Below are 17,567 nucleotides of genomic sequence, written 5' to 3'. Positions count from 1 at the left end.
GCCCCCGATCGACGCGTTTCGGACGGGGGCGCCAATCCTCAGCAGGCGCAGGCGACGCCCGACACCGGAGCGGTGAGGGCGTCGACCGGGCGGCGGGTGATCCCCTCGGCCGTCTCCACTGGGAAGCCCTCCCGCGCCCAGTACTCGAAGCCGCCCAGCATCTCCTTGACCTGGTAGCCGAGCTTGGCGAACTCCAGGGCCGCGCGCGTCGCGCCGTTGCAGCCCGGACCCCAGCAGTAGGTCACGACGGTCACGTCCCGGGGGATCAGCGCGGTCGCGCGGGCCGCGATCTCCGTCGTCGGTAGGTGGAGCGCGCCCGCGATGTGGCCCTGGTCCCAGCTCTCCCTGCTGCGGGAGTCGACGACGGCGAGAGCGGGCTCGGCGGCGTCCAGGTCGGCGGCCACGTCCGAGACGTCGGTCTCGAAGGCCAGGCGGGCGGCGAAGTGGGCGAGGGCGGCGGCGCTGTCGGCGGCGGGGACGCCGGTGACTGCGGACATGTGTTCTCCTGCCTCGGACGGGTGGTTCGACAGGGCCGATCGTGGCATTTCGCCTGGCAGGCGGACAGTGGCGGGAAAGCCCATTAGCGATAAGATTCCGCCACACAGCGAGGTCCGAACCCGGCGGGCGGAATGTCGGTGCCGACCAGTATTGTCACCAGCCATGGGACCGAACACTGCTGACCGCCAGACCTCCCTCGCGGTCTGGGGCGCCCTCGCCATCGTCTACGTGGTGTGGGGATCGACGTATCTCGGCATCGGGATCGCCGTCGAGTCGATACCGCCCATGCTCAGCGGGTCCATGCGGTTCATCACCGCCTCGGCGCTGCTCGCCCTGATCCTGCTGCTGCGGTCGGGGCCCTCGGCGTTCAGGATGTCGCGCCGGGAGTTCTGCGGCGCCGCGGTCGCCGGCGTGCTGCTGCTGACGCTGGGCAACGGCATGCTCGCGGTCGCCGAGCAGTACATCTCCACGGGGCTGGCGGCGCTGCTGGTGGCGTCCGTGCCGCTCTGGCTGGTCGTGTTCAGGTTCGCCGTGCGCGACCGTCCGAAGGTGCTCACGCTCGCCGGGGTGCTGGTCGGGCTCACCGGGGTGGCCGCGCTGTCGCTGACCGGCGGCGAGGGCGCCAACACGGTGGGAATCGTGGTCGTGCTGCTCGGCTCGGTGTCGTGGTCGGTCGGCTCGTTCCTGTCGGGCCGGATCGCGATGCCCGCCAACCCGTTCGCCACGAGCGCCGTCGAGATGCTCGTGGGCGGCGTCGGGCTGGCGGTGCTGGGCACCGGTCTCGGCGAGCGGCTCGACCCCTCGGCGGTCGCCACGCGATCGTGGCTGGCGCTGGCCTATCTGGTGCTGGTCGGGTCCCTGATCGGGTTCACGGCGTTCTCGTGGCTGCTCGGCAACGCGCCCATCTCGCTCGTCTCGACCTACGCCTACGTCAACCCCGCCGTGGCGGTCGCGCTCGGGGCGCTCGTGCTGCACGAGCCGATCACGGTGCAGGTGATCACGGGCGGGTTGATCATCCTCATCGGGGTGGCGCTGGTGATCTCAACCGAGCGGAAGCGACGGCAGCCCGGCGACCCCGCCGAGGCCGTCTCCGTGCCGGACGCGCTCGGCACGGAGAGCGAACGGATTCCGGCCGCGCTCGGCACGGAGAGCGAACGGATTCCGGCCGCGCTCGGCACGGAGAGCGAACGGATTCCGGCCGCGCTCGGCACAGACGGCGAGCACGCCCCGGCAGCGCCCGGCACGGGCGGCGGGCAGCTCGCCCCTGCGCCGATCATCTGCGGCACGGACGGCGAACCGGCCAGATAGCAGCCAGCCGGCCAGGTCGTCACCTGCGGAAGGCGCTCGCGGCGGTCAGGAAGGCGTCGTTGGCCTCGGGCTCGCCGATCGACACGCGGGCGCCCTCACCGGCGAACGGCCGCACGGACACGCCCTCGACGGCGCACGCCTCGGCGAAGTCGAGGGTGCGGTCGCCGAGCCTGAGCCAGACGAAGTTGGCCTCGGTGGGCGGCACGACCCAGCCCTGCGCGATCAGCGCCTCGCGGACCCGGGTGCGCTCCTTGACCACGATGTCGACCCGTTCGAGCAGCTCGTCCTCGGCCTGGAGGGAGGCGACGGCGGCGACCTGCGCGAGGTGGTTCACAGCGAACGGAAGGGTCGTCTTGCGGACGGCCGCCGCCACCGGCTCGTGCCCGATCAGGTAGCCGACCCGCAGCCCCGCCAGCCCGTACGCCTTGGAGAACGTGCGTAGCACGCAGACGTTCGGCCGGTCACGGTAGAGGGTGAGGCCGTCGGGGACGTCGGCGTCGCGCACGTACTCGCGGTAGGCCTCGTCGAGCACCACCAGCACGTCGCCGGGCACCCGGTCGAGGAACGCCTCCAGCTCAGCGCGGCGGATCGAGGTGCCCGTCGGGTTGTTCGGGTTGCAGACGAGCACCATCCGGGTGCGCTCGTTGATCGCCTCGGCCATCGCGTCGAGGTCGTGGTCCTCGTCCGCCAGCGGCACCCGCACGGACGTCACCCCGGCGAGGTCGGCGAGCAGCGGGTACGCCTCGAACGAGCGCCACGCGTAGACCACCTCGGTGCCCGGCTCGCCCATCGCCTCGAAGAGCTGCTGCGCCACCGTGACGGAGCCCGGCCCGAGCGCGACGTGCGCGGCCGGGACGTCGAACCGCTCGGCGACGGCCTCGGTCAGCTTGACCGCGCCCGGGTCGGGGTAGCGGTTGATCTGCCGGGCGCCCCCGGCGATGGCCTCGACCACGGAGGGCAACGGGTCGTAGGGCGACTCGTTGGAGGAGAGCTTGTACGACCGGCCGTCGGGGCTTACAACGGCTCTGCCCGGCTTGTACGGGGGCATGGTGTCGAGGATCGCGCGGAAACGAGGCATAGCCTCACCTTACAAAACGCACCAGAACGGCCAACTTCCGACCGTGCGTCTCGCTCCTTGAGCGAGCGCAGCAGCTCGGACGGGCCGCGAACAGCCGACCTCCCGCACGCCCCTCACACCTTGAGCGAGCGCAGCATCGGCGGGTGCAGCAGCTCGGCGGGGCCGCGCCGGAAGAGCTTGGCGGGCCTGCCGCCGTCGCGGGTGGTGCTCTCGCCCGTCTCCACCAGGAAGCCCTCGGCCTTGGTGACCTTGCGGTGGAAGTTGCGCGGGTCGAGAAAGCGGCCCCAGACGATCTCGTACACCCTGCGCAGGTCGGCCACGGTGAACTCGGGCGGGCAGAACGCGGCGCCCAGCGAGGTGTACTCCAGCTTGGCCCTGGCCCGTTCGACCCCGTCGTGCATCATGCGGCGGTGGTCGAAGGCCATCACGTCCAGCGAGGCGACGGGCTGCCAGCTCATGTGCGCCTTCTCCGAGGCGGGCAGGTCGGGGGCCAGGCCGAGGTAGGCGACGCTGACGACGCGCTGGCGCGGGTCGCGGTCGGGGTAGCCGTAGGTCTGGAGCTGCTCCAGGTGGACGGGCGCGCCCGGCAGCCCGGCCCGTTCGGCGAGCAGGCGCTGCGCTGCCGCGGGCAGGTCCTCGTCGAGCTGGATGAAGCCTCCGGGCAGCGACCAGCGCCGCAGGAAGGGCGGGTTGTCGCGGCGCCACACGAGCGCGCTCAGCGCCTGGGAACGCACGGTGAGCACGACCAGGTCGACACTGACCGGGATCCTCGGGACCATGCCAGGCACGCTACACGCCGACGCGGACGTGCAACGGCTCCGTGGTCGCCTGTCCCGACGGGAGTCGCACGCCGATCTTCACCCACTCCCCCGCCGGCACCTGGGCCCAGTCGAACGGCACCCAGGCGGTCTGCATGCCCTCGGCGGGCTCCTCGATCGGGTCGTCGTCCAGCCAGCCGACGGACGAGATCACCAGCTCCTTCGAGCCGCCCGACCATTCGACGGTGACGGTGCCGTTGGCCAGGTTGTAGCCGCGGACCTCGATGCCGTCCTGGATGTCGCGGTTGCGCCTGATGGCGTCGACGGCGATCGGCCGCTGCCAGTCCTTGGCGATCTCCGTTTCCAGCGACGGCGAGCCGCAGGTCATGAAGTCGCTCCACATGTAGGAGACGATCTTCTGCACGTACCGGCCCGCCATGGTGACGGCCTGGTCGAGGCGCTTCTTGTCGGTCTTGCCGCGCGAGCCCGCGGGGGCGCACGGCTCCTTGCCCGACGGCTCGAACGCCTCCACGTTGGCCCAGAGTTCGACGTCGTAGCCGGCCTCCAGCATCTGCTCGCGGGCGGCGGCCATCTCGCGGTAGTAGTCGCGGGTGGAGCCGTGGTAGGCGGTGCCGTACGTGGTCTCGCCGACGACCGAGCGCAGCCGCTCGTCCACCTCGGAGTCGCGCTCGTCCGGCCAGAACAGGCCGACCTTGCCGGTGCCGCGGCTGTCCTGCGGCGCGATGATGCCGACCCCGGTCTTGGCCAGCGCCTTGAACGCCTCGGCCACCTGCTTGGGCGTCTGGCCGAAGCCGACCCGTTTGCGCGCGTCCAGGTAGGGGCTGATCAGGATCTTCTTGTCGGGGAGCTCCTGCTCGGCGATCCGGTGCTGGTCCGCGTAGACGTCGAGCGTCGGGTTGTTGACCAGGGAGGCGCCCATCTGCACCTCGAACGGCTGGTAGACGCCGCCCAGGGAGGCCCTGTCGGCGAAGCGCACGCCGTAGTCCTGCAGGATGCGCCTGGTCAGCGTGGTGAGCGTGCCGAGGTGCTTGGGGTTGGCCCTGGTCTCGTTCGCGGGGTCGCGCGGCGCCAGCGGCAGCGCGGGGAAGACCCGGATGCCGAACTTGTCGGCCAGGTCGAGCAGCTGGCTCAGGCTGTCGTTGGCGGCGCCCGCGACGATGATCAGGTCATACGTGTCGGACCTGGTGAAGTTGCAGGAGGCGTCGTCGGAGCCGTCGGACTGGGTGAGGATGCGGAAGTAGACGCGCTTGCCCGCCTCGATCCGGCGCTCCAGCTGGGGGCAGCGGAACAGGTTCGGGCCGAACGACTCGTCGGTGCGGTAGGCGTACGTGCGGCCGATCCGGCTCTGCGGGTTGGCCTTCCTGAGGTCCCGCTCGGCCGCGTCGTGGCAGCTGAGGCCGTCCTCCACACAGTCCTCGTAGAGCGGGTCGAGCTCGCCGCCCCTGGTCTTGATCCGGCCCTCGCCGTCGACCGTGCGGAACTGCAGCCCGTAGCCGATCCTGATGACCGTGTCGCCGCCCACGTCGTGGATCTCCTGCATCTGGTGGCGCCAGGTGCAGGGGTTCGACTTGGGCATGAGCCAGTAGCCGGTGACGGCGTAGGGGGCCTTCTCCTTGGTCTCGAACGTTCCGCACTGGTCGGCGAACTCGCTCACCTTCGGCGTGGGGTCGGTGCGGGACGGCGTCGGCTTGGCCTGGTTGACCTTCTTGGACGGTTCGTCGCCGGGCAGGACGATGACCACGGCCGCGGCAGCGGCCAGGATCGCCGCGCCCAGCAGCACAAAGAGCCAGCGCACGTTCAGGAACCTACCGCCCTAGTGATCTGCCGGATGTGAAGCGCTATCGCCGGGCCTCGGCCCACGACTCGAGCTGCGACACGAACCGCCGGGCCGAGTTCGGCCAGTGGTGGTTGGCGCGCGCCGCCGCGTACCCGCGCGCGCCCTGTGCCCGCCGCTCGCGCACGTCGTCCCGGAGGGTCAGGACGGCCTGCGCCACGGCCTTGGGGTCCTCCCACGGCACCACGACGCCGCTCTCGTACCGCTCGACCAGCTCGACCGCGCGGGGCGAGGGCGTGGTGATGACGGGGATGCCGTGCGCCATGTACTCCACGATCTTCGTGGGCATCGAGTGGCGGTAGTTGGGCTCGTCGTGCAGCAGCGACAGGCCCGCCAGCGCGCCGTCGAGCCGCTTGAGCGCCTCGTCGTTCGGCATGAAGTCGCGCCATTCGATCAGGCCCTCGGCGACGGCCTCGTTGAGCATCGAACGGCTCTGCAGGTCGGCGTACCCGATCAGCTCCACCGCCACCCGGTACGGCTGGAGCAGCCTGGCCACCTCGACGGCCTCCGTCACGCCCCGCGCCCGCGACAGCCAGCCGAGGTACACCACCCGGTCGTCGCCGGGCGGGGTGACCGCGTCGGGCACCCACGTCTCGTTCGGGACGATGAGGTGGGCGTGCTTGAACCGGCCCGCGTAGGCCGTCTCGGCAAGCAGCAGGTGCAGGTGCCGCTCCGCGGTGCCCTCCAGCATCCTGGCGAGGAAGCGGACGGGCGGGCGCAGCGGCGGCGGCAGCCACGGCTTGAGCGAGAGCGTCGCCGGGGTGTCCTCGTGGACGTCCCACACGACGGGCGGCCTGTTGCGCACCCCCCACACCGCGAACAGCAGCTCGGGGTCGTGGATGAGCACCAGGTCGACCTTGCCGCGCATCTTCTTGAACAGCTTGCGGGCGGCCAGCACGGCGGAGACCCGCTTGCGCTGCATGGCCCTCGGCAGGTCCACGCCGGTCACCCACGGCCGGGGCACCACGCCGTGCGCGGTGAAGGACGCGGCGTACGTGACCTCATGACCGGCATCCACGAGAGCGCGGATCTGCCGATGCAGGATCCGCGCGTCTTCGGGGTTATGCACCACCGTCATGACGAGCACGTGCACTGCGCGCAGCCCTCCGTCGCTACAGCCGCTCGACGCGTTCACCCTCGGTGAGCACACCGCGGGTGTCGAGCACGAGCCTGGCCTTCGCCTCGACCATGTCGAGGTCGAACGCGGCGTGCTGCTGCAGCAGCAGCGTCACGTCGGCGTCGACCACGGCCTCGGCCAGATCCTCCTGACGCGGCACCGGCGTGCCGTCGACCGACCACTCCTTGACGTGCGGGTCCGCGTACGAGAGCTCGGCGCCCAGTTCCAGCAGCGCACGCGCCACGGGCAGGGCAGGAGTCTCACGTTCGTCGGCGATGTCTGGTTTGTAGGTGACGCCGAGCATAACGACCTTGGCGCCGTTCACGGCCTTCTTGTGCCGGTTCAGCAGCCGCTGGACGCGGGCCACCACGTAGGACGGCATCCGCTCGTTGATCTCCTGCGCCAGCTCGACGAACCGGAACGGGTAGCCGAGCTTGCGCACCGTGTACGACAGGTACGACGGGTCAACGGGGATGCAGTGCCCGCCGACGCCGGGGCCCGGCAGGAACTTCTGGAAGCCGAACGGCTTGGTGGACGCGGCCTCGATCGACTCCCACAGGTCGATCCCCAGCTCGTCACAGAAGATCGCCATCTCGTTGACGAGGGCGATGTTGACGTGCCGGTAGGTGTTCTCGAGCAGCTTGGCCATCTCCGCCTCGCGGGTGCCGCTGACCGGGACGACCTGCTCGATGAACTGGCCGTAGAACGCGGTGGCGCGGTCGCGGCAGGTCATGGTGTAGCCGCCGACGACCTTGGGCGTGTTCCGCAGGCCGAACTTGGGGTTGCCCGGGTCGATCCGCTCGGGCGAGAAGGCCAGGTAGAAGTCCTCGCCTGCGACCAGGCCGGAGTTCTCGAGCAGCGGGCGGGCCACCTCGTCGGTGGTGCCGGGCCACGTGGTGGACTCCAGCACGACGAGCGTGCCCTTGCTGAGGTTGCGGGCGACGGACTTGGTCGCGCCCTCCACGGCCGACAGGTCGGGACGGTGGTCCTCGTCGAGCGGGGTGGGCACGCAGATGACGATCGTGTTGCTCTTGGCCAGCACGGACTCGTCGAGCGTGGCGCTGAACCCGTTGGCCAGCATGTGCTCGAGGTCGGCGTCGCTCAGGTCATCGATGTAGGACTGCCCGGCGTTGAGCGCGTCGACCTTGCGGGGGTCGACGTCCACGCCGATGACCCGCAGCCCGGCGGCAACCGCTTCCTTGGCGAGCGGCATGCCGACGTAGCCCAGGCCGATGACAGCCAAGTCGATTTCTGTCACAGCAGTGCCTTAGAGAGCCGGAAACAACACTTCATGGTCGCAAAGGTTATCTCAACTCCACCTAGCTCACGCCTAATGCGACCGAACCCGTCACAACAGACAGCCAATCCGAAGGTCATCATTTGCCCAGAGATCGGTATAGAGCTCGATAAGTCTCGGCAACGCGGCCCCACGTGCGCTTGGCCGCGACTTCCGCACGTCCGGCCTCGCCCATCTCCGCACGCCTGGCCGGGTCCTCGCGCAGCGCGGCGATCGCCTTGGCGAGTTCCTCCGGGTCGCCGGGCGGGACCAGCAGCCCCGCGCCGTCGGAGCCGACGAGCTCCGACAGTGCAGGCAGATCGCTGAGTACGACGGGCTTCCCCAGGGCCATCGCCTCGACAGGTTTCAATGGCGTAACGAGTCGGCATACGCGCAGGTCCTCGCGCGGGCAGGAGAAGATGTCGATGGCCGCCTGGGCCTGGAGCGCCTCCTCCGGCCCGACCCGTCCGGGGAGGATGGCGGTGTCTAGCGACAGCTCCTCCACCAGCTCCAGCAGGTTGTTGCGCTCGGTGCCGTCGCCCACGATGAGCACCCGCACCGGGCTGCCCGCGTCGCGCAGCAGCGCGCCGGCCCGCAACAGGGTGGCGAAGCCCTCGTAGGCGACGATGCTCGACACCGAGCCGACCACGATCTCGTTGTCGGCGATGCCCATGGACCTGCGGAACGCCGCGCCGTCGTAGTCGGCGGTGAGCAGCGAGTCGTCGACCGCGTTGGGCGCCAGGAAGATGCGCTCCCTCGGGACGCCCCGCTCGACGATCTCGGCGGCCATCGTCTCGGCCAGCGTGACGACCGCGTCGGCCTCGCGCATCAGGAACGCCTCGCGCTCGCGTTGCAGCACGTGACGCTCGCTGCCGACGCGGATCGGGTCACGCGAGGCCCAGGTCTCCTCCAGGAAGCCGCGCACCTCGTACACGAACGGGGTGCCGGTCCTGTCGCGCACGGCGTGCGCGACAGAGCCGTTGCGGTGGTCGGTGGCGGCGTGCAGCACCTGCGGCTTCAGCTCGGCGACGAGCTGGGTGACCGAGTCGGCGCCCTTGACCATCCGGCCGCGCATCTCGAACGGCATCTCGCCGTGCCCCTCGGGCAGCAGCCGGTGGTACGGGATGCCGTCGATCTCCTCGAACGGGGTCGCGTCGGCGTGCCCCTGGAACATCGGCCAGCCCCAGCTCGTCACCACGTGCGGGTCGAGGCCCTTGGCCTTCTGCGCGGTGACGATGCGGTGCGTCCTGACCGTGTAGCCGGCCTGCGTGAACGGCAGCGCGTTGGTGACCAGGTGCATCACCCGGCCGGTCACCCGCTCGCCGACGGCCACCTTGGGGCCCGGCGGGATCGGGTCGGGGCTGATCGCGGCCAGCTCGCCGCGGTAGTACTGGGCCCTGCGCTTCACGAACGGGTACTTGGTGTGCTCTTCGAGCACCCCGGCGGCCTGGCTGACCCGGCCGGCGTTCCAGTGCTCTTTGGCCTCGTTCCACGGCGCCCTGAGGACGCGCATGCCGAACTTGCGCACCATGCGCCTGGCCCTGCGCGCAGCGGGCCAGGCCACCTTGCCGACCACCGGGCGCAGCCGAGGGGGAAGGGATTCGGCCGCGGCCTGCGCGACGCGGACGGGGTCGGACTTCACCTTCGTGACGACCACGCGGGAGACGATGATCGGGTGCTGGACGAAGCCCCTGATGAGTCCCCCGACGCCGGCACGGGCGGACTTCGCGGAAACCTTTGGGGAGTCTTGACGACTGGCGTCGGATGCCACGTGGGGACCGTACCATAGGCAGCGTTTTTTCCCTTCCGCTATGAAAGGCGAGGTCAATGAGGGAGAACCCCCTGGTCCTGCACGTTCTTGGCGCTCGTCCCAATTTCGTGAAAGCGGCCCCGGTGGTGCGGGCACTCGGTGAACTCGGCGTGCGGCAGGGCATCATCCACACCGGCCAGCACTACGACGCGCTGATGTCGGACGTCTTCTTCGCGGACCTCGGACTGCCGGAACCGCTGGCGAACCTGGGGGTCGGCTCGGGCACGCACGCCAAGCAGACCGCGACGCTGCTCGTCGGCCTGGAGGAGGTCTTCCTCGCCCAGGACCCGGAACTGGTGGTCGTCTACGGCGACGTCAACTCGACGCTCGCCGCGATCCTGGTCAGCGCGAAGCTGGGCATCCGCACCGCGCACGTCGAGGCGGGGCTGCGCTCGTTCGACAGGTCGATGCCGGAAGAGGTGAACAGGATCGTCACCGACTCCCTCTCGGACCTGCTCTTCGCCACCTCCGCCGACGCGCTCTCGCACCTGGCGGCCGAGGGCGTGCCCGCGTCCAAGGTGCATCTGGTGGGCAACCCGATGATCGACAGCCTCTTCTCGGCGCTGCCCTCCCTCGACCCCGGGCCCGTGGTGGAGCGGCTGGCCATCCCGACCCGGTACGCCGTGGCGACGCTGCACAGGCCCGCGAACGTCGACACCCCTGAGGCCGCCCGCGAGCTGGTCTCGGCCGTGCTGGAGGTCTCGCGGCAGATCCCGGTCGTGGTGCCGATCCACCCGCGCGGGCGCACCCGGCTGGCGGAGGCCGGGCTGGTCGACGGGCCGACGGTCAAGGTCGTGGACCCGCTGGGGTACGTGGACTTCCTCTCGCTGGTGCGGGGGGCCGCGCTGGTCGTCACCGACTCGGGCGGCGTCCAGGAGGAGACGACCATGCTGGGCGTGCCCTGCCTGACCGTCCGGCCCAACACCGAGCGGCCCGTCACGATCACGCACGGGACGAACCGGCTGGTCACGCCCGCCCTGCTGCCCGCCGCGGCGGAGAAGGCGCTGGCCGACGGCGCCTCGACGCCGTCGGGTGAGCTGCCCCCGCTGTGGGACGGCGCCGCCGGGCCGCGCATCGCCCGGGTGATCTCGGCCTGGCTGGAGGGGGACAACCTGTCGCCCGCGGCCCAGGGCACGCGTTCCGAATAACCCCCATGGCGTACGGCAAAGCGCCGTAGCATGACATTCCTCCGCGATGTGATAGGCGAGTAACCCTCATGGCCGAAACTCCCGAAGAGCCCACGTACCAGCGGCTCGGTCCCGTCAACTGGCTGCCCGAGGAACGCAAGGTCGTCGAGCGATTCGAGGCGGAGGTCAGAGAGCTGCGGCGGCGGCTGGAGATCGCCGAGGCCAAGGCCGCCTACGCCACCTGGAAGCTGGAGGCGACGCAGGCCAAGCGGACCTTCAAGCTGGGCGAGGCGCTGGGTTCGAAGAGCCCCGGCAAGGTCATCGAGGCGGTGCGGTCGAAGGAGCGGGCGCCCAAGCCGCCCGTCCCGGTCACCGAGGCGATCGCGACCGCCGAGCACCGGCCGCCGCTGGTCGAGGTGCCCGCGGTGAAGTGGCCCCGCGGTCCGGTGAACCGGCCCGACCTGAGGGTCGCGGTGATCCTCGACGACTTCTCCAGGATGGCGTTCCGCTACGAGTGGGACCAGATCGAGTTCGGGCTCAAGGACTGGCCGGAGATCTTCGCGGAGAAGCGTCCCGACCTGCTGTTCTGCGAGTCGGCGTGGCACGGGAACCAGGGCCGCTGGCGCTACCAGATGACCGGCACGAACGCGCCCAAGGAGCCGCTGCGCGACCTGCTGGCGTGGTGCCGCATGGAGGGCATCCCGACGGTCTTCTGGAACAAGGAGGACCCGCCGAACTTCGACTTCTTCATCGACACGGCCAAGCTGTTCGACTACGTGTTCACCTGCGACGGTGACATGGTGCCGAAATATCGGGAAATTTTGGGACACGATCGGGTTGATGTGCTGCAGTTCGCCGCCCAGCCCCGCGTCCACAACCCGATCCAGCAACGGCAGGGACGCCTGCACGACGTCGTCTTCGCCGGGATGTACTTCCGCAACAAGCACCCCGAGCGGCGCGAGCAGATGGAGACCGTCCTGGACCCGGTGCGCGAGCTGGGCCTGCACATCTTCGCCCGCAACGGCGAGGTGGACGAGAAGTACGCCTGGCCGGAGAAGTACCAGCCGCACATCGTCGGCGAGCTGCCCTACGACCAGATGCTCGCCGCGTACCGCATGTACAAGGTCTTCCTCAACGTCAACTCGGTGCTCGACTCGCCCACGATGTGCGCCCGCCGCGTCTTCGAGCTGTCGGCCTGCGCCACCCCGGTCGTCTCCGGCTGGTCGAGGGCGATCGAGGAGACGTTCGGCGAGCTGGTGCCGATCGCCCGCGAGCCGGTCGAGTCCTACAACCAGGTCCTGCACCTGATCAACAGCCCCGAGCTGCGGGCCCGCATGGGCCACCTGGCCATGCGCGAGGTCTTCGACAAGCACCTGTTCTCCCACCGGGTGGACCAGATCCTCCAGCTGCTCGGCCGGCCCGTCCCCCAGCGGTCGCGGTCGATCTCCGTGGTGCTGCCGACCAACCGCGCCTCCCAGCTGGAGCACGCGATCTCGTCGGTGGCCAAGCAGATCCACCGCCCGCTCCAGCTCGTGATGGTCCTGCACGGCCTCGACATCGACCCCGTGGTGGTGGCCGACAAGGCTCGCATGGCGGGCATCTCCGACGTCGTGGTGCTCCCCGCGTCCTCGGAGCTGTCGCTCGGCGCCTGCATGAACCTGGGCATCGCCGCCGCCGAGGGCGAGCTCATCGCCAAGATGGACGACGACAACCTGTACGGCGAGCACTACCTGTCGGACCTGGCCAGGGCCTTCGACTACTCCGAGGCCGAACTGGTCGGCAAGGGCGCCCACTACTCCTACTTCGAGGGCAGCAACACCACCATGCTCCGCCTGCCAGGCCTGGAGCACCGGTACTCGTTCCTCGTCCAGGGCGGGTCGTTCCTCGGCAAGGCCGACATGTTCCGCTCGTACAACTTCCCCGACCTCACCCGCGGCGAGGACACACACCTCGTCCGCAGGCTGAAGGAGGACGGCGTCAAGATCTACTCGGCCGACCGGTTCAACTTCGTCTACTGGCGCAGCGCCGACGCGAGCATGCACACCTGGCAGGCGGACCACATCAAGCTGACCCGCAACGCCCAGTTCTCCTTCGTCGGCCGACCTGACGCGCACGTGCTGATCTAGCGATCTCCAGGGCGGGGGCGCTAGCTGGTGATGCGGGCCAGCTTCTGGTCGGCGAGGCGGCCGAGTTCGTACAGCCCGTCACGCTTCACCCGCCGTCCGACGACGACCATGCTCAGGACCACGGTGCCGCGCCTGATCACCATGGAGCCGATCTGCGCGTCGCTGTCGCCGCCCGAGGCGGTGGTCAGGTAGGCGCGCGACTCGTCGCCGCGCCTGGGCATGGCCAGTTCCGAGGTACGGTAGGCGACCCTGGTGCCGCTCACGGTCGCCTTGTAGCTGGCGCACTGCTCGGGCAGCGCGTCGGGGAAGCCGGGCGACGGCAGCGACACCAGCGCCTCGGTGATCGACCCCCTGTTCGCGGAGTACGCGACCACCGCGGCGGGGGCGTCGGCGATCTCCGGCTTGGCCGGGTCGAGCTGGGCGGCGCCGGCGCACTCCGGCCGGTCGATCTTGGTCTCGCGGGCGGCTTCGAGACCGAGCCGGGTGGACTTGAGCGTGCCGAAGGCGCCGATCTCCGGCCCGTATGCGACGCGCATGCCCTTCGGCACGGGCAGCAGCGCGGCGCGCAACCTGCCCGCGTCGACAGCGGACGGTGACGGTGAAGGCTGCACGGGCCGTTCAGCGGCCTGCCCGGACGAACAACCAGTAACGACCATCATGCTGAGACATATCCTGGAAAGGGCCTTTAGCATGCGTTCCCCCATTTCCTCTGGCGGCACCCCGGGAAACGCTAGAGGAAACGGAGAGTAACGAGCCGAGTAACGGCGCTATCCGCGGGATTCAGGGGCTTTGCGAGTGATTTCAGGCTCGACGGCATTCGGGGATGCGCCGTTGAGCAGCGCCCTGGCCAGCCCCAGCCCGCTGCCGCCCAGTGTGAGCGCCTTGGCCAGCAGCTCCTCGATGCCCTGGGCGCCGTTGAGCACGACCATGTGGTCCACGTTGCCGAACGCCTTCGCGCCCGCCTCGACGATCTCCGGCCAGCGCTCGGCCAGCTGCTGGGCGATGACCGCCTCCTGGTTCTCGGCGAGCGCCTCCGACCTGGCCCTGATCGCCGTCGCCTCCGCCAGGCCCTTGGCCTGCTCGGCCTCGGCCTGCGCGAGCCCGAGCGCCTTGGCCGCCTCCGCCTGCGCGAGACCGCGGGCCTTCGCCGCCTGGGCCTCGGCCTCGCCCGCGACCTTGGTGGCCGCACCCGCCGCCTCACCGCGCAGCCGCACCGCCTCCGCCTCGGCGGCGGCGGCCTGCTTGACCTGGGACGCCTGCGCGACGGCCCGCAGCTCGGTCTCCCTGGCCTCCGCCTCCGCCTGGGCGATGCGGGCGTCCCGCTCGGCCTGCGACAGCGTGACGGTCTCGTACGCCTTCGCGTCGGCGGGCTTGCGGACCTGCGACTGCAGACGCTGCTCGGAAAGCTGCGCCTCCAGCTCGGCGGCCCTGGTCTCCTGGACGACCACCTCCTGGCGCGCGGTCGCCTCCGACAGCGGCCCGGCCTGCCTGGCTTTGGCCGCGGCCTGGTCCACCTCGGCCTGGTAGCCGGCCTGCTGGATCTTCGACTCGCGGACGGCCGCCGCCTTGCGGGCCGCGGCGGCCTGCTCGGCCTCGGTGGCCTCCTGGTCGCGCTGGGCCTCGGCGATGCGGGCCACGGAGGCCACCTTGGCGGCGTGCGGCTTGCCCAGGTTGACGATGTAGCCGGTCTCGTCGTCGATCTCCTGGATCTGCAGCGAGTCGACGATCAGGCCGAGCTTGCTCATCTCGTCGGCGGCCGACGCCCTGGTCTCGCTGGTCAGGCGCTCCCTGTTGAGTATCAGGTCCTCGACGGTCAGGTTGCCGATGATCGAGCGCAGGTGGCCGGTGAACAGCTCGTGGATCGCGCCGGTCATGAAGTCCTGCTGGTCGAGGAAGCGGCGGGCGGCGTTGGCGATGGACGCGAAGTCGTCGCCGACCTTGTAGATGACCACGCCCCTGATGTGCACCGGGATGCCCTGCTGGGTGACGCAGGAGACCTGGAGGTTGGCGGCTCTGGTGTCGAGGCGCAGCCGCCTGGCGGTCTGGAATCCGGGGAGCACCGCCGTGCCCTTGCCTGTGATGATCTTGAAGCCGAGACTGTCGAGGCCCTCGCCGCGCCTGCGCGCGGCGAGCCCCGAGATGATCAGGGCCTCGTTGGGCTCCGCGACCCGCCAGAAGGCCTTGAACAGCAGGATCAGGACGACGACCGCGACGAGGACGCCGCCGCCGAAGACGTAGAGCTCGGGGGACATCGGGGGGCCTCCCTAGACGAGTGCTCTGGCCACGTAGACCGTCCGCGGCGCGAAGTACTCCACGACGATCACGATCGAACCGACGGAGATCTCCTCGTCAGGCACGCTCGGGTGGGCGTAGAAGGCCTCGACGCCGCCCCTGATCGGAACCATGACCTCGCCGACGAGGCCAGGGCCGATCTTCCCGGTGACCCTGCCCTGCTTGCCGACCACTGAGCTCCCCCCGTCGTGATATTCCGGACGGTACTCCAAACAGGCATTCGCGGTAACAGTCCACGCAAAATGTTTCCCGGACCGCTGCGCGGCTCAGCGCCGCGTTCACCGCCGCTCATGATGATCGCCGAATGAGCGACATCAGCGCGCGTCGTGCGCGCGAACTCGGGATGGACCGGCCCATTTCGCGCCGTGACTTCTTCGACGGCGTCGCCATGGTCGCGAGCGCCGCCCTGCTCGCCGGACGCCGCTCCGGCTCCGGCGGCGCTCCCTCGTCCGCCGCGACACCGCAGGCCGCCGGGGCGCCCGCGGGGCTGACCGGGCTGCAGGGCAGCACCCCGGCCGCGCTCGGCGTCCCGCACGCGCTGCGCGACGGGCGCTTCTGGCAGTACGCGGGCACCCCGGAACCGACCGGCGAGAGCTACGACCTGGTGGTGGTCGGCGGCGGCATCAGCGGGGTGAGCGCGGCGTTCGAGTGGCTGCGGCGGGAACCGGGAGCCCGCGTCCTGATCCTGGACAACCACGACGAGATCGGCGGGCACGCGCGGCGCAACGAGTTCCACCCCGAGGGGCGCGGCGGCCCCCTGATCGGCTACGGCGGCTCGCAGTCGATCGAGGCGCCCTCGGTGTGGACGCCGGAGGGCAAGGCCGTCCTCGAACGGCTCGGCGTCGACCTCGCGCGGTTCGACGGCTACTTCGACCGCGACCTCTACGCCCGGCACGGCTGCCACGACAGCGTGATGTGCGACAGGGAGACCTTCTCCGCGGACCGGCTGATCCGCTACCCGCCCGGCGTCACGGCCGAGGAGTGGGTCGGCAGGCTCCCGATCGCGGAGCAGGCCAGGAGGGACCTGCTGAGGCTGTACACGAACCCGCCCGACTGGTTCCCCGGCCTGTCGCGGGAGCGGAAGGAGGAGCGGCTCGTCGGGCTGACGTACTCGGCGTTCCTGCTGGACGTCTGCAGGGCGCACCCGGACGTGGAGCGCTTCTGCCGGACGATGTCCAGCGACGAGTGGGCCTACGGCACCCAGGCGTTCGGCGCGATCGACGCCTGGGGCAGCGCCTCCGGCTGGGACTACCCCGGCTTCCAGGGCCTGGGGCTCGACCCCGGCAGGCCGTCGCGGTTCAACTCCCCGTCGCTGAAGAAGGCGTGGGGAGCCCGTGACCTGGACGTCCACCACTTCCCCGAGGGCAACCAGGCGCTGGTGCGGATGATGGTGGGCCGGATGATCCCCGGCTTCGCCGGCTCCACCACCATGGACGGCGTCACCACCGCCGCATTCGACTACGGCAGGCTGGACCGGCCGGGCAACCGGGTCCGCTTCCGGCTGTCGAGCCCGGTGGTCTCGGTGCGCAACGACGGACGTCCCGACACCGCCACGACCGCGACCGTGGGCTACTTCGACGGGCACGCCGTCAGGACCGTGCGCGCCGGGGCGGTGATCATGGCCTGCTGGAACGCGGTCATCCCATATCTGGTCCCGGAGTTGCCCGCCGAGCAGAAGCAGGCGCTGAGCCGGGCGGTCAAGATGCCGCTGCTGTACGCGACGGTGCAGCTGCGCGACTGGCGGGCCTGGCAGCGGGCGGGCGTCCACAGGGCCCGCTGGACGGGCGCGTACTGGTGCGTGACGGAGCTGGACCACCCGGTCAGCGTGCCCGGCTACGCCTGCCCGCGGGAGCCGGGCCGGCCGGTCCTCGCGCACCTGGTCGCCGCGCCCTGCCGGTCGGAGCTCGGCCCTGCCGAGGGAGCCGTCGCCGGGCGGCGGGCGCTGCTCGGGACGCCCTACAGCCACATGGAGTACACCATCCGCGACCAGCTCGCCCGGCTGCTCGGGTCGGACGGCTTCGACCCGGGCAGGGACATCGAGGCGATCACGGTCAACCGCTGGGGACACGGGTACGCGCCCGAGTACTGCAGGCCGTGGAACCGGTTCTACCCCGACGGGCCGTTCCCGGCCGAGACCGCCCGCCGGCGTTTCGGCAGGATCGCCGTCGCCAACTCCGACTCGGTTCCCGCCGCGTACGCCGACGCCGCCATCACGGCCGCCCACCGCGCCGTCGACGACCTGTCAGCGTCCGCCTGAGGGCCGACGCCGACCTGTCGGGGTCCGCTGAGGGCCGCGATCCCGGCGGGCAGGCGGCTCCGGCT

At 70.6% G+C, this 17,567-nt stretch carries 14 protein-coding genes; 4 read left to right on the top strand and 10 right to left on the bottom strand.

The annotated features are described in order from the left end of the window. Window positions 1-38: 38 nt before the first annotated feature. Window positions 39-497, bottom strand: coding sequence for a rhodanese-like domain-containing protein (locus tag ABT294_RS36285; protein ID WP_350810861.1), 459 nt, complete (start codon window positions 495-497; stop codon window positions 39-41). 163 nt (window positions 498-660) lie between these two features. Between ABT294_RS36285 and ABT294_RS36280 the strand changes: the two genes are divergently transcribed. Then, window positions 661-1,806, top strand: coding sequence for an EamA family transporter (locus ABT294_RS36280; protein ID WP_350810859.1), 1,146 nt, complete (start codon window positions 661-663; stop codon window positions 1,804-1,806). Between the two features lie 19 nt (window positions 1,807-1,825). Here ABT294_RS36280 and hisC read toward each other — a convergent pair whose 3' ends face one another. The 6 genes from hisC to ABT294_RS36250 all read right to left on the bottom strand — a co-directional run bounded on the left by hisC (window position 1,826) and on the right by ABT294_RS36250 (window position 9,547). Beyond that, window positions 1,826-2,884: a histidinol-phosphate transaminase gene (hisC, locus tag ABT294_RS36275; RefSeq protein WP_350810857.1), complete on the bottom strand. Its 1,059-nt coding sequence runs from the start codon at window positions 2,882-2,884 to the stop codon at window positions 1,826-1,828. 113 nt (window positions 2,885-2,997) lie between these two features. Continuing rightward, window positions 2,998-3,663 (bottom strand): NUDIX hydrolase, encoded by a 666-nt coding sequence (locus ABT294_RS36270; RefSeq protein WP_350810855.1) that lies wholly within the window; start codon window positions 3,661-3,663, stop codon window positions 2,998-3,000. Window positions 3,664-3,673: 10 nt separating this feature from the next. Next, window positions 3,674-5,458, bottom strand: a complete 1,785-nt coding sequence (locus ABT294_RS36265; protein ID WP_350810854.1) for a DUF4434 domain-containing protein — start codon at window positions 5,456-5,458, stop codon at window positions 3,674-3,676. 43 nt (window positions 5,459-5,501) lie between these two features. After that, window positions 5,502-6,590, bottom strand: coding sequence for a glycosyltransferase (locus tag ABT294_RS36260; protein WP_350810852.1), 1,089 nt, complete (start codon window positions 6,588-6,590; stop codon window positions 5,502-5,504). Between the two features lie 19 nt (window positions 6,591-6,609). Further along, on the bottom strand, window positions 6,610-7,872 hold the full coding sequence (locus tag ABT294_RS36255; protein ID WP_350810851.1) for a nucleotide sugar dehydrogenase: 1,263 nt from the start codon (window positions 7,870-7,872) through the stop codon (window positions 6,610-6,612). Between the two features lie 118 nt (window positions 7,873-7,990). Further along, window positions 7,991-9,547, bottom strand: coding sequence for a glycosyltransferase family 4 protein (locus ABT294_RS36250; RefSeq protein WP_350810849.1), 1,557 nt, complete (start codon window positions 9,545-9,547; stop codon window positions 7,991-7,993). A gap of 170 nt (window positions 9,548-9,717) precedes the next feature. Here ABT294_RS36250 and wecB point away from each other — a divergent pair, with 170 nt between their 5' ends. Further along, window positions 9,718-10,848, top strand: a complete 1,131-nt coding sequence (gene wecB, locus ABT294_RS36245) for a non-hydrolyzing UDP-N-acetylglucosamine 2-epimerase (protein ID WP_350810848.1) — start codon at window positions 9,718-9,720, stop codon at window positions 10,846-10,848. A gap of 68 nt (window positions 10,849-10,916) precedes the next feature. After that, entirely contained in the window at window positions 10,917-12,953 is a 2,037-nt protein-coding gene (locus tag ABT294_RS36240; protein ID WP_350810847.1) for a glycosyltransferase family protein, read from the top strand. Window positions 12,954-12,973: 20 nt separating this feature from the next. On the opposite strand, the gene ABT294_RS36235 is transcribed toward ABT294_RS36240, so the two are convergent. From ABT294_RS36235 to ABT294_RS36225, 3 genes are all read right to left on the bottom strand, one after another. Further along, on the bottom strand, window positions 12,974-13,564 hold the full coding sequence (locus ABT294_RS36235) for a hypothetical protein (protein ID WP_350810846.1): 591 nt from the start codon (window positions 13,562-13,564) through the stop codon (window positions 12,974-12,976). A 156-nt stretch (window positions 13,565-13,720) separates the two neighbouring features. Next, on the bottom strand, window positions 13,721-15,205 hold the full coding sequence (locus ABT294_RS36230) for an SPFH domain-containing protein (RefSeq protein ID WP_350810845.1): 1,485 nt from the start codon (window positions 15,203-15,205) through the stop codon (window positions 13,721-13,723). Window positions 15,206-15,217: 12 nt separating this feature from the next. Next, window positions 15,218-15,418 carry an NfeD C-terminal domain-containing protein gene (locus ABT294_RS36225; RefSeq protein WP_350810844.1) on the bottom strand — a complete coding sequence of 67 codons (201 nt, stop codon included), beginning with the start codon at window positions 15,416-15,418 and terminating at the stop codon, window positions 15,218-15,220. 131 nt (window positions 15,419-15,549) lie between these two features. Here ABT294_RS36225 and ABT294_RS36220 point away from each other — a divergent pair, with 131 nt between their 5' ends. After that, window positions 15,550-17,502 carry an FAD-dependent oxidoreductase gene (locus ABT294_RS36220; protein WP_350810843.1) on the top strand — a complete coding sequence of 651 codons (1,953 nt, stop codon included), beginning with the start codon at window positions 15,550-15,552 and terminating at the stop codon, window positions 17,500-17,502. Window positions 17,503-17,567: the final 65 nt, after the last annotated feature.

Origin of the sequence: Nonomuraea sp. NPDC000554 (assembly GCF_040300065.1) — a bacterium.
In the GTDB taxonomy this organism is placed as follows: domain Bacteria; phylum Actinomycetota; class Actinomycetes; order Streptosporangiales; family Streptosporangiaceae; genus Nonomuraea.
This window is presented reverse-complemented; position numbering and strand designations above follow the sequence as displayed.

Bases quoted from the DNA above. Each gene is read 5' to 3' on its own strand.
- ABT294_RS36270 (WP_350810855.1), bottom strand. From the start codon at position 3,663: ATGGTCCCGAGGATCCCGGTCAGTGTCGACCTGGTCGTGCTCACCGTG.
- ABT294_RS36240 (WP_350810847.1), top strand. From the start codon at position 10,917: ATGGCCGAAACTCCCGAAGAGCCCACGTACCAGCGGCTCGGTCCCGTC.
- wecB (WP_350810848.1), top strand. From the start codon at position 9,718: ATGAGGGAGAACCCCCTGGTCCTGCACGTTCTTGGCGCTCGTCCCAAT.
- ABT294_RS36230 (WP_350810845.1), bottom strand. From the start codon at position 15,205: ATGTCCCCCGAGCTCTACGTCTTCGGCGGCGGCGTCCTCGTCGCGGTC.
- ABT294_RS36285 (WP_350810861.1), bottom strand. From the start codon at position 497: ATGTCCGCAGTCACCGGCGTCCCCGCCGCCGACAGCGCCGCCGCCCTC.
- hisC (WP_350810857.1), bottom strand. From the start codon at position 2,884: ATGCCTCGTTTCCGCGCGATCCTCGACACCATGCCCCCGTACAAGCCG.
- ABT294_RS36220 (WP_350810843.1), top strand. From the start codon at position 15,550: ATGAGCGACATCAGCGCGCGTCGTGCGCGCGAACTCGGGATGGACCGG.
- ABT294_RS36280 (WP_350810859.1), top strand. From the start codon at position 661: ATGGGACCGAACACTGCTGACCGCCAGACCTCCCTCGCGGTCTGGGGC.